Source organism: Vibrio aestuarianus (genome assembly GCF_028858425.1).
In the GTDB taxonomy this organism is placed as follows: domain Bacteria; phylum Pseudomonadota; class Gammaproteobacteria; order Enterobacterales; family Vibrionaceae; genus Vibrio; species Vibrio aestuarianus.
Genome location: NZ_JAKNYQ010000002.1, coordinates 1,008,857 through 1,021,196, shown reverse-complemented (window position 1 = coordinate 1,021,196; position 12,340 = coordinate 1,008,857). Strand labels below are relative to the sequence as shown.

Below are 12,340 nucleotides of genomic sequence, written 5' to 3'. Positions count from 1 at the left end.
GATGGCAGTACAACCGATAGTTTCTTCTCCTAATATTACGCAACCAAGCAGTGATGGACTAGATTTACAAGCATGTGACTCTATACTTGGTCAAACGTCCTCGCCAATGCCTCTAGGTTCTGCATCAGGACTACCAGATAGCACTTGTCCTGGTGAGAGTTTATTGGAAAGTGACAACCGAGTAAGCAAGGAGGTTCGTAAAAAAATAAAGAGAACTAGTAACACACACACAGGGTCAAATAAATACTCCAATAGAAAGAAAGCACAATGGCATGTTGCATCGATGCTTGCTGCGACAGCATTAGGGCTTGTTTTGGCTCCGCTTACTGCGGGGGCCAGTCTATTCCCAACCATAGGTGCTTTAGTGATTATGAATTCGGTTGGGATATGTTCTTATGGAGGTCGAACATTTTACATGGCGACTCCTGAGAACGGTAAGACAAGCGAAAAAGAACACGCACCGCCAGCAACTTTAGAGGGGGCTCCGGATGACGAGGGGCAAAAAGGTACTACCCAAGATCGTAATGCTCCCGGTTACTCGGATCCAGTTTATATTTTTATCGATAATTCCAGGATAATTACTAACAACGGATCTTCAGCAACTGGAGAAGGAGTCGGAATATCGGTAAATACTCAAACCTCTGATGAATTCTTTTCAAAATTAAGCCAAGTCGGCGTTGAAGTAACAACACAACCGATGACTGCAGATCAACTCAGAGCGTTTATAATGTCATCGACTAATAAATCAGAGCTTGTGGATAGACTGCTTGATAATCATGCATTGAACGGAGATACGGTTATTATTGCTCAGGTGAGTGATCCTAACATTGGTATCTTGCGTGCGGTGATTACTGTTCCCAATGAACTTCTGCCTCACGATGCTCCTAGTGCTGAATCTCAAACGCTAATCCCTCAAGCAGCTCAGCTTGATGCTTCTGGAGGTTGGATTCGAGATGAAAATGGCTGGAGAGAACTGAAAGAAACTCCCCCAGTTTTCACAACTCAAGGTTCCACAAGCGCTCGTGATGCAATGTGGCGTCGTTCATCAGTGGAAGATAGTAAGTCATCGACGGGAGCCTCTCGTTTGAGTCCACAAAACTCAGTGAGTGCAGCAGGTATATCTAAGCCAGTAACCTCGTTTACAAATTCATTTTTGAGTAATCAAAGTGCCCAACCTCAAGTAGCGCAGCTTGGTGCTTCTGGAGGTTGGATTCGAGATAAAAATGGTTGGAAAGAACCTAAAGAAATCCCCCGAGTTTTCGCAACTCAAGGCTCCACAAGCGCTCGTGATGCAATGTGGCGTAATCATAGCGCCCCTGTTGCTGCGGGATCGCAAAATACTTTGCCTGGCAGTTTGTTGAAGTCTGGTGTAGATACTCCTATCGTTACAACTCAAGACGCTACAAGCTCTCGTAACACCAGTAACACAATATCTCGTCGTTCAGTGAATGTTAGTAAGTTATCGACGGGAGCCTCTCGTTTGAGTCCACAAAACTCAGTGAGTGCAGCAGGCATACCTCAGCCAGTAACTTCGCTTACCAATACTCCTTCGAGTAATAATGCTCAACTTGAGCAAAGCGTAGAGAAACATTATGAGGTGCATATCCCGGCTCCGATATTAACCACAGAGGGTACTATCAGCGGGAGGAGTCTTAACTACTCACGAGGTCTTTTCAACAACGTAAAGGATATCGAAGAAATAAGGAAGCAGATTCGTCACCAATTATCTCTAGAAGAGTATCGCACACTAGCAGCGTTGACTCCTATTGCTGGTGGTGGCAATCGCAATAACCTTGTTGCAGCTCCAGTCAACAAGCAAAAATTAGTAATGGAAAGCTCGGTTTAGAAATATTGAATAAAGACTAAATCATAATTATTCGGATTTAGTCTTTATTTCTCTTTTGAATCGATAGCGTTGCCTCTATTACTCTATTGACTAATTTTATAATAGAGGTGTCCCTTGTACATTGAATTAGATGCATCACAGCGAGATATACCGCAAGTCGCTTTTAAGAAACCTCGTAATTCTAATCTCATCAAAAAGTCTGAGCTAGCTCTGTATTCTGAATCACGGATTTTACTCCGTGCATTGGAGGCAAGAGTGAATGAATACCAAGGTATTTTAGAGCAACAGGTTATTACGATGTTGGAAGATAAAGATCAAGGGCTTAATGAATATCTGACAAATGTATATCAGGAAGTTACTCAAGATTGGCAGTCTCAACAAAATGAATGGTTCAAGTGTGCTGAACTTGAATTCGCTCGTCATTTAGAGCAGCAACAAGAGATGCTTGAAGAGATAAAACGGGATCTTAAACAGTCAATTGCTATGGCTATTGAGAGACGTTTTTCTTCACTGAAGCAGAGTGAGACATTAATCACTTACCTAACTGAAGTCTTACACAATGAAATGGATGATCAGCTTAGAGAGTTAAATATTACTAAGAACTACCACGAAAATGGTGTCTTACTAACGATCGAAAGTGAAGATAGCGTCATCAGTATTGATACCCAAAACATTGTGAACGAGCTACGAGTTAGCTTGGGGTTATTATGATCGCTCGATTATGTAACACAAATTTATTTTTCAATCCGAGTAGCGTGATCATTGCGTTTCTACTGCCGACCATCATTCTTGTTAGTTTGCCAGGTGGAGTGATTGATAGCTTTATCTTAATCAGTTTTATCAGTTCAGCTTTACTGTTAGTGATTATGTTAGAGAACGACCAACCGCTTAAAGTAACGTTCTTGCCGACGATGGTATTGCTACTGACAACATTTCGCTTGCTACTTTCCATTGCAACAACAAGAAATATTATAGCCAACGAAGATGTGGGGCAGGTGATAGAAACGGTGGGTGAATTCGTCATGGGCGGAAACCTAATCTCTGGTTTGTTGATATTTGTCATTATTACTATTGTCCAATTTTTGGTGGTAACAAAAGGTGGGGAACGAGTTGCTGAAGTTGGCGCACGCTTTTCTTTAGATGCTTTACCTGGTCGCCAAATGACCATCGACGGTGACTTAAAAGCAGGGCTTATTACTGGAGAGCAAGCACAAAAATTACGTGCCGATTTGAGTACGGAAAATAAACTATTTGGTTCGTTAGATGGAGCAATGAAGTTTGTAAAGGGAGATGCGATAGCGGGTATTCTTATCAGTTTGGTCAACTTATTTGGTGGTATCTACGTTGGTATCAATCAATTCGAACTTTCGCTTGGTGACAGTGTTAGTCGTTTTTCTGTACTGACTATTGGTGATGGTTTGGTGTCGCAAATTCCGAGCTTATTGTTATCAATGGCTTGTGGGGTTTATTTGACACGTATTAAAGGTTCTGAAGATCATTCGAGTTCATTTATTAACCAACTGATGTCGCAGATAGGCATATTCTGGAAAAATTTGTTGGTTATTAGTGTGGTAATTTTAATCATTGGGGTTTTCAATTCATCATTGCTGTATGTGTGTCTTCCACTATCGGTATTGTGTGCAATTCTTGCAATGGTGTTGTGGCGATCGGGTCTTAGTTCTACTACAGTGGCGACTCAGTTTGAGCCTGCTGGCAACGGTTTATACAGTTCACTTAAATTCGTCTTACGTGAAAGCCAGTATCGAAATGTTATTCATCATCGATTAACCGCACTGCAAGAAACATTATGGGGGCAATCTCTTGGTGAGCCAGCTATTGTTATTGACTCTAATTTGCATGTTGATTTATCTGTTTATGTTGCTGGCATTGAGATGTTTACCTTCTCGCAGCAAGAAGCCGATTCAATTATAGAAATCTTGGGTGATGAAATATTTATCCGACATGACGACGTAGCGATAAATGTGAGTCAAATTGCTTCCTATTTTTTGCATAATCGCTTGGTAGAAAAATTTAACCTTCAATACACGAACAATATTATTGCAGGACTTGCTCAGCAAAGTGAGATCATGAAAAACGAGATCGATTCGGCGATCGGATTAAACCGCGTGCATGATGTATTGAAACAAATGATTCGCTCACCGGAATTTAGCCTTGACCGTATTAGCTTTTTTGAGTCCCTTATTTACTGGTCTCGAATTGACAGTGAACCCAAAAACTGGCTGACTAGGATCCGCAGCCAAGCCCGTTATGAAATCACTGCACGGATGCTCAACGAAGATGGAAAAATTCATATTGCTTTGCTAAGCCCAGAAATTACGGAGGAGATTATTGGATTTGTTGCTGGAGAGATGGAGGAGATTGACCGCTTAGTTGAAATTCAGCAGGCGCTACGCAAAGAGTTAATTCAATTCACTAGAAGTCATGGTCATAAGCCAGTTTTAGTGGTTGATGATAGTGAAATCAATAACATTAAGTCTTTTTGTTTACAGGTCGTATCCACTTTATTTGTTTGCAGCCATAGTGATATTGTCGATCAGAGTTGCGTTGCGAGTTCTCAGGTTTTACAAATTAATCCGAGTCGTAGCGATGCAAACTACTGAGACAAAAAAATACCCGCCTACAGCTAAAAAATTAAAAGACTTACAGCGTAGAGGACAGTTTCCTAAAACAGAGTTAGCGGAGCCGACGCTTGAATTGCTCGTTTTTACGGTTATTTTTACGGTTATTTTACACTACTTGTTTGAACAAGCTAATGTATGGATAACAAATATGATCCATGCAGATATCATGGTTGGTGTTGGAGTGATGATTTCTGTGGCGTCAGCCACCATTACATTACTGGTTTTACTTAAGGTTGTTGTCGTGGTTATTAATTGGGTGGTGATTAACAAATCAGTGATTAATACGGAAAATTTAGGTTTTAAAATTGATAAAATCAGCCCAGTAAATGGTTTTAAAAATATTTTTGGTATAGAGGCCATGTCTCGTTCAATACGGAAAATATTAGAATTGCTTTTTTTATTGTTTTTGCTCAAATATGTTTTTGATGTCGTTGGTGCGCAAGTTTATAAACTTAATGAAATAAATAATTTAAGTTATTTTTTATACAGTTTTATGTTTTGTTTTTCCTCTGTGTCATTACTTTTTGTTGTTTACGGAATTTGTACAGGGTGTTTGGATTATTTGGTAGAACGTTATCACTTTATGCAAAAAAATCGCATGACTTTTACGGAGATGCGAAACGAACTAAAAGAAACGGAAGGTTCACCAGAAATTAAAGATATACGTAAACAAAAAATGCGTGAAGTGATGGAATCGCCAGTGACTAAGGGGCGGATACCAACGTTTGCTTTAGCTAATCCGACGCATATTTTAGTGCCAATCTGCTATGACCCAAAAATTGAACGGATACCGGTAGTATTGAAAATCTATATAGATTCTTTGGCTCAAGAGGAACGTAAGCGACTAATGGCGATGAACGTCCCCATTATAGAAAATAAACCATTAGCACGAGCTTTTCTTCGTACTATGTCGACAGGTGAAAATTTTATTCCTAAGGCATTTTATAGAGATATTGCTTTAATTCTTTCTGCGTTAAGTAGATATAAAAATGCACAAAATAATTAAACCATTATTCGGATTAGGTGTACTTGCTTTGACGGCATGCAGCCAGCCTATACGTGATAGCAATCTATTATTAGATCTAGAGTGGAAGCAAGATATTTATAATTTATTAGTCACTCAAGTTGCTGATGTAGATAACTTTAAATTCATGGTAAGGAAAGAGCCCGATTACGTTAATGGTTCTCCTCATCAAATTGCTTGTATTGAAGTGGCGGAGCCGCTATCACCCCATAAATTTTTTATCGCGAATCTTAATACTTATGGAATGTCTCAAGTTCATACTTGCGATGGGAATTATTGGTATTTTGACAACTTAGTTTCTGCAAATAAGAGCCGATCTTTTGATCTCAGTAGTTGGCAGCCTGTAGCGGGAGTGGATACATCCTATAGTAATAAAAAAGGTGACGAACATTTACAGTTGGGATTGAGCAGTTTATTTCCTTTAAATGAGTTTAAATTGACTTCTCAAGGTCGTGAAACATTACATGAGGTTATCTATTCACTACGAAAAGAGCCTGTGAGTTCATTAGTTATTTACGGTGTTGCTGACTCATCGGGAATTTACCAAGAGAATTACACCCTTGCAGAGAAAAGAGCTCTATCAGTTCGTGACTTTTTAGTCGAAGAGGGACTAAGAGGGATACCAATCGCGGTGCGTGGTAGTGTTGAAAATAGGTTATCTACACCTGAAGAGCGTGTGACACAACGACGTTTTATGATTGAAGTGAGGTTTAATAAAAGTGAGAAATAATAAGTTTACCTTATTGATATCGGAGTTTTCTGTACTGAGCAGTAATATACCTATTATGTTAGACGCTACACAAGCGTTAGTTTGCCACTATGCTGGTGTTGATTGCTATCTTGAAGATGGTGCAAGAATTGGCATTCAAGAGCAACTACTGATCGTTATTCCTTTAAACAAAAAAATATCAGCACAGAAACAGACGGCTTATAATAGCGATTTTTCTTTAACGCGTGACGGTTATATAACCGAGATTAATAATAGAGGCTGCTGTTATATCCGACACCGACTCATACCCGATCATCCACAACAGTTAGCTCGATATTTATCTGATACGGTTAATATCGTGAACCACTTTATGAAAGAGAAATTATTGTAATGTGGTTGATTGAATTTACTGAAGGTCACTTAAATGGTGTGACCATTCCTATTGAGTCAAGGTTGATATTAACAGGGCTTAAAGAGCCCAAACAAGATAATGAAATACCTTTACCTGAGTATTTACCCGCTACTACCCGTTGGGAGATCACCGTGGGTGAAGGTAAAGCGGTGCTGCTTGGGGCTAATAAATCCCAAAAAGGTATAAGACTAACACCGAATCGAGTTTATCGCTTTAAAGGCCTCAACTTTTTTGTTTATGAACAAGGTAAAAGAAATCCGAAATTACAGTGGTTCGGATTTAGACAATATCGACCATTGTTTGCCTTTATGCTAATGATAAATCTTGTTGTAGTAGCGATCAGTATCCATTTTTATGGTCGTCTCGTTGAGTCAAAATTGGGCAATGTCATCGAGCTGATAGGTAGCGGTTATATATATGAAGGCCAACTTTATGTCGCGAATGAGCAGACGCTTAAGGCACTGCCGAAATCATGGCAAATGATTAGTCATTTTCAAGATAAGGGAAATTACGTACCTGTATCACAGTTTAACATTGAGGTTATATCTGCACTTTCTGGTAAGCCTGTCAAGGTTGAAGTTCGTGCTGCGCAAGGGCGGGATCAAATACTGATTGAGACTAATGAACAAGAGCTGAAAATAATGAAAATACTTGGGGAGCAGGGGATTAAATTTTTAAAGACAGGTGATAGTTGGCTGGTTTCAAATTTGGCAAAAGCAACTGAACTATTAGAACAACACCAGCTCAATGTTTTACTTATTGCGTTGAAATCAACCACTGACAACGTGGAAATTATTCCGCCTGATAAGTTCAATTTTTCTGTTTTTTATTCAACAAAATCAAAGTCATATATATACGATAAACAAAAGAAATACTGGCAAGGAAGTTCTGTACCCAACTTTGGAATCATAGATAAAATTACTCGTGATAAAGTTGTGTTTCATGATGGCCAACATACAAGAGAGTATTTAATTCAACCTTAATAGGAGTCACTAATGGCAGATGCAACGCTGATTCTCGGGAATAATGGTGGCATTACTTTCCCTTGTTCAAATGAAGACAGAATTCAGAAAGCTGAAGAATTTATTGTCCGTAACCACTTACCCGTTGGAAGGACACTCTTACAAAAAGAAAGAGATCCATTAGCTTTAGTGGAGCAACTACTAGTTGCTCATCTTGAAACAGAAAAGCTGAAAGCTGAAGAAACAGCTACATTAGTTCAAAAAAAATCAAAAGCTATCGCCGAAATTAATCGATTATGGGGGCTAGTAATGAAAGATAATATTCCCCATACAGACCCTAATGATAATGATAGGGAAACACCTCTAGGTGATAGCACTGATGCACAGAACTATTTGATAGAGATTGATCGTATTATCAAACAAGATTTAGGTGAAAATAGTGGTGTTATGAAAATTACGGGTAAAGACTTGACTGGCTCTTTAGTTATGAAGGTTTCTTATACCGATTTACAAACATTTAATGCAACCATGACAGCTTATTGCGATACAATTCAAGTGGACCTAGACTCACTGAACCAAGAATTTAAAAATAACATGACTCAAATTACTTCGATTCAAGAAGAAGTCCGCAGTGTGCGTACAGCCGTTGTTAGTATGGCGAAAGGATAAACTGGATGAAGATCTTAATTGATGTTGTTATTGCTCATTGCAACATGTCTCTTGATGAACTGAATCATTTACAAAATGGTCAAGCTAAAGTGTTAAACGATTTTGTTCAATCAGAAGTCATGCTGAAAAGTGGTAATGAATTGATTGCAACAGGGACGCTTATAAAAGTAGACGATCAATATGCAGTATCTATTGATCATGTTAACCAAATTCTGAATGAATAGTTTCTCGTTACAAAAATTAATGAGCAACTTAGTTGTTGCTCATATTTTTTGAACGATTTATGTATTCATAAATCATTTTTATTTGTAGTTGATTATCCTTCTCTACATATCTGATATTTTCAATATTAATCCAATTAATTAATATAAGAGTTTATAGCTAATTAGGTTATCTTGGACAGAATAGATAACATAATAGGTGGGGTGCCGGATGTATCCTTATGAACATCGTCATTCGTTTCTATATCCTAAGCTTAGCCTAGGCAACTCTAGTTCTGAAAAAACGTTGAACCTCAATGATATAAAAATCAACCGTGTTTCCTTTAAGCCTATTACGACTAAGTCGATTGACGCAAAACATTTTGTTGACCTAGCGTGTGTCGACCAACCTAGTGGCTTGAAGATGATGATGTCAATTGAAAAGGGTAAATTGATACTAATTGCTGCTAAAAACAGAGGTTTTATTCGTTATCTTCGCCATCTTGGTACTAAATATCTTACAAATGATAAGGTCAAACATTCCTGTTATGGAGGGACTCTGGATTGGCCAGACAATGATATCGTCTTTGAAAGACTATGGGTTGATCGCCAGCAAAGGCTATGTGCCAGGGTTAATTACCGGAACCAAAGTCGTCATAATGTTTTACTAAAGCTTAACCCTCGGCCATTCGACCAAATTTTCAGTAAAACAGATGGTAGTGAGTGCAATTTTCCCCTTTCGATTAGCATACACTCTTTGGAGTCAAATGATAGTGAATATGCTCCAACCCCCAGATCAGTTAAAATACAATTGAAATCGGGGAAAGATGCAAATGTTACCTTTGATAAGAGTCTAGTGACATTGAAACTAGGTGAGAGTATAGAGCATCTAACATTACCTATTAGCCGTGATGAAAAAATAGAAGACATAAAGCCTTGCGGAGAGTGGCTGCAAGTGGCTATATCTCAGAATACGGATAAGAAAAGCCGAATATTATACATCAATATTGATTCGCTTACATTGAATGGTGAATGTCTCCCCATCATATCTTCATCTCCACCGATTGCTTTCTTTCACAGTGCGTGTAATAACAGCGAACATTATTGTAGTGCTAGTCCATTTGAGGATTCCAAACCTATATATATCGGTAATAATTGTTTGCCAGTGAGTCGTTTGTTCCACAGTATCAAGCATCGGTTCGCTAGTGGCCGTAGGAAGTGGCGTGTTAAAGGTAAATGGGCGGCCTCGCTAATTAAAGCTCCAGATCCGGGCATACAAAGCCTAGTCGCACTGGGTCATAGTAGGTATGATGCATTAAAAATTAATGATGAACTAAAGTGTAAGGTAGATAAACTTGATAAAGAACTAGCTGATATTGAAACCTTATCTAGTTATTGGAAGAACGACACCAGCCTTCTGCATTCGGTAAATGTAGCGACTCTAAGATTGAAACCTAATAAGAGTAAGGTGGTTGGTAGCGTTAATAAGATTATCGAGCAAATAGAACTAGCCACCCACAAGCTAAAATTGATTAAACCACTGTTTTCTTATGATGAAAACGTCGGCTCGCACCCAATGGCCAAGTGGTTTGAGGAGCAGGAAAATAGAATAAAACATTTACAATCTAGAATAGACAAGTCAGATTATGATGGCTTGTTTAGCCAGTCCTTAGATGACTTGAAAAACGAATTGGCTTCATTAAGCAAAGCGAAAGAGTCTCCGATTAAAGCTAAAGAATTCGATTTGTTGTGCGCTTTTGTTGAGCGAACAATATTAAATGTGCATGTATTGTTATCTTCAAATTCTGTTAGTGGATATGGCTCTGCTCTGTATATGAAATTATATAATGAGGCTGAAGATGAATTAACAAAAGCCATTACACGGCAACATTTTGGTTCAACCGCTTGGCGAACGATGGAGAAAACATGTCTTCACCTCGCTTACTCGTTAAAGAATAAACATACTGCGTTAGGCAAGGTCTGGTCACAGATGAACATGCACAGTCCCCACAAGCCTAATGATAGCCTTGACAGTCAAATTGCAGCGCGAATGAGCGCTATGCCTGAAGGAAGTTCGCTGACCTTTACAACTACGGAAGGGGCTGAAGTTTTTCTCGGTTATGCTCTATTTGGTTTGCCTTTTATTAAAGGGTTGTTTGCTGCTGTTATGTCAACCTATAAGAAAGAATACAGCATGTGTTTAGAATCTTTAGGAAATGGAAAGGCAAAACAGAATATTTCGCGCAAAAAGGTCACAAGTGTCACTGCTGTATTCGGAACTGGTCAAGGGCTTGAAGACCTGACTCAATTGGTCAAACACGACAAAGGGTCTGTGGTTACTGTTATGCCCTTTGAAGGCAACGCTATTCTACAAATAGCGAAGGAAAGTACGTATGTCTATTCATTTATTATAAAAAATGATGGTATTAGTAACACACTGGCCGATGTACTAAAAATTGACTCTGCAGATAATAAAAAACCTGAACGGACTGATATGCAGTATGAGTCTGGACAGACTCTCACTTTTAAAGGTGGGTTGGAGATGAAAAGTGAATTTCGATTACAGAATGGGGTAAGTGCTGGTAGTAGCAGTTTTTTGGTGATACCAAGATATGGTTTCGGTATTGCGGCTGTTGGAGAGTTAACAGGAGTGAAAAAAAGTGAAACTAAGATTGGTAGTATAAGTTCAGTTGAAGCTACTGCTGAATGGAGTTTAATTGGCGATGTATCTCATAGATTTGGTTCTACTGTAATGCCAGTTTTTATCTTCGCTACTCATGACTCTGGTACGCCGATGCCGATTTCTGAGCAAATTTTCGCAGAAGAGCGCCTGAGGCATACTAATCTATTTTATAAGACAGGTACTGAGCTAGGTCCTGCATTAGAAAATACGGTCGACAATAAAACTACGGTCGACAATAAAACTACGGCTGACGATCAAACTACGGTCGACGATCAATTGCAAAGTTGTGAATTTTATTCACTGAAATTGGAAAATTTAAAAGAGTGGGTATCGCAAGAAAAGGAAGGTTCTCGTACCAATAAAAGTCAGATATATAAGCACATTGAAATTCTTACTCAAGCTCTAAATAAAGGTTACCATCAGGTGGAGAAGATCATTCCTGCACAAGATATTGGACAGGTGAAAGTCGACTACCAAGTTCGTCTAACGATGAGGTCTCGATTGGATAATCGGGTGAGAAAACTGTTACATCGTGCTCCTAAGAATGCCACTTCCTTAGAACAGCTATTAGCTGATTATAATTCAGGTTCTGGTCTACTAGCTGCTATCCGTAGTTCAAGTAAAAGCCAGAGCCAATTAGAAAATTTAGGTAAAGAGTCTGCTGTGATGGCTCATTTAGATTATCAGATTCCCAAGAACCAATTAAAATATTTAATAGAAATTTTTAACCAGCAAATTAGGAGCACATTGCCTAATGGTGACAGTAAACAAATAAAGCAAGTCATAAGGCGCTTTACGAAAATTTTATCACGCAGTATTGACAGTGAACGCGGTATTTATCGTCTTAATAAGATTCGTTTTATACGTGCGTCTTCTATTACACACAAACCTCACAGTATTCTCCCAGTAATCAAAGTAACCAATCAGGACAAGATTGAATTGTCAGAAAGTCTAGGGGAGATTGATTTTTGCAATGTACACAGCTTCGCAAGCTCTCAAAAAGGTGAATATGTTCATATCCCAGAAACTATTAAGAATAAGCTTGATCCTTCATTGCTCAGTCTTCCTATGAAATATTGTGACACCATTCAGGATTAATTCACCAATTCTCTATTTTTTTCACTGGAGGTAGTGCGTGTTGTAGATAATTATACAGACTATACCCCATATTTTATGGGAGTCATTCTTTTCAA

At 38.7% G+C, this 12,340-nt stretch carries 10 protein-coding genes; all 10 read left to right on the top strand.

The annotated features are described in order from the left end of the window. Position 1 precedes the first annotated feature (1 nt). The 10 genes from MCT08_RS18175 (at position 2) to MCT08_RS18130 (ending at position 12,245) form a co-directional block, all read left to right on the top strand. A complete protein-coding gene (locus MCT08_RS18175; protein WP_274679046.1) occupies positions 2–1,846 on the top strand; it encodes a hypothetical protein in 1,845 nt (614 codons plus the stop codon). 114 nt (positions 1,847–1,960) lie between these two features. Beyond that, positions 1,961–2,557 (top strand): hypothetical protein, encoded by a 597-nt coding sequence (locus MCT08_RS18170; RefSeq protein WP_274679045.1) that lies wholly within the window; start codon positions 1,961–1,963, stop codon positions 2,555–2,557. Beyond that, the gene (locus MCT08_RS18165) at positions 2,554–4,467 is read left to right on the top strand and encodes an FHIPEP family type III secretion protein (RefSeq protein ID WP_274679044.1); all 1,914 of its coding nucleotides are present in this window, start codon (positions 2,554–2,556) and stop codon (positions 4,465–4,467) included. The genes MCT08_RS18170 and MCT08_RS18165 overlap by 4 nt, the downstream gene beginning before the upstream one ends. Further along, a complete protein-coding gene (locus MCT08_RS18160; protein ID WP_261916672.1) occupies positions 4,454–5,494 on the top strand; it encodes an EscU/YscU/HrcU family type III secretion system export apparatus switch protein in 1,041 nt (346 codons plus the stop codon). The genes MCT08_RS18165 and MCT08_RS18160 overlap by 14 nt, the downstream gene beginning before the upstream one ends. Beyond that, positions 5,478–6,242 (top strand): OmpA family protein, encoded by a 765-nt coding sequence (locus MCT08_RS18155; RefSeq protein ID WP_274673671.1) that lies wholly within the window; start codon positions 5,478–5,480, stop codon positions 6,240–6,242. Before MCT08_RS18160 ends, MCT08_RS18155 begins: the two co-directional genes overlap by 17 nt. 55 nt (positions 6,243–6,297) lie before the next feature. Beyond that, on the top strand, positions 6,298–6,612 hold the full coding sequence (locus MCT08_RS18150) for a hypothetical protein (protein ID WP_274679043.1): 315 nt from the start codon (positions 6,298–6,300) through the stop codon (positions 6,610–6,612). Next, positions 6,612–7,616 carry a hypothetical protein gene (locus tag MCT08_RS18145; RefSeq protein ID WP_261914919.1) on the top strand — a complete coding sequence of 335 codons (1,005 nt, stop codon included), beginning with the start codon at positions 6,612–6,614 and terminating at the stop codon, positions 7,614–7,616. Before MCT08_RS18150 ends, MCT08_RS18145 begins: the two co-directional genes overlap by 1 nt. Before the next feature lie 12 nt (positions 7,617–7,628). Continuing rightward, positions 7,629–8,264, top strand: a complete 636-nt coding sequence (locus MCT08_RS18140) for a hypothetical protein (protein ID WP_274679042.1) — start codon at positions 7,629–7,631, stop codon at positions 8,262–8,264. 5 nt (positions 8,265–8,269) lie between these two features. Further along, the gene (locus tag MCT08_RS18135) at positions 8,270–8,488 is read left to right on the top strand and encodes a FliM/FliN family flagellar motor C-terminal domain-containing protein (protein WP_274679041.1); all 219 of its coding nucleotides are present in this window, start codon (positions 8,270–8,272) and stop codon (positions 8,486–8,488) included. Between the two features lie 208 nt (positions 8,489–8,696). Beyond that, positions 8,697–12,245 carry a hypothetical protein gene (locus MCT08_RS18130; protein WP_274679040.1) on the top strand — a complete coding sequence of 1,183 codons (3,549 nt, stop codon included), beginning with the start codon at positions 8,697–8,699 and terminating at the stop codon, positions 12,243–12,245. Positions 12,246–12,340 lie beyond the last annotated feature (95 nt).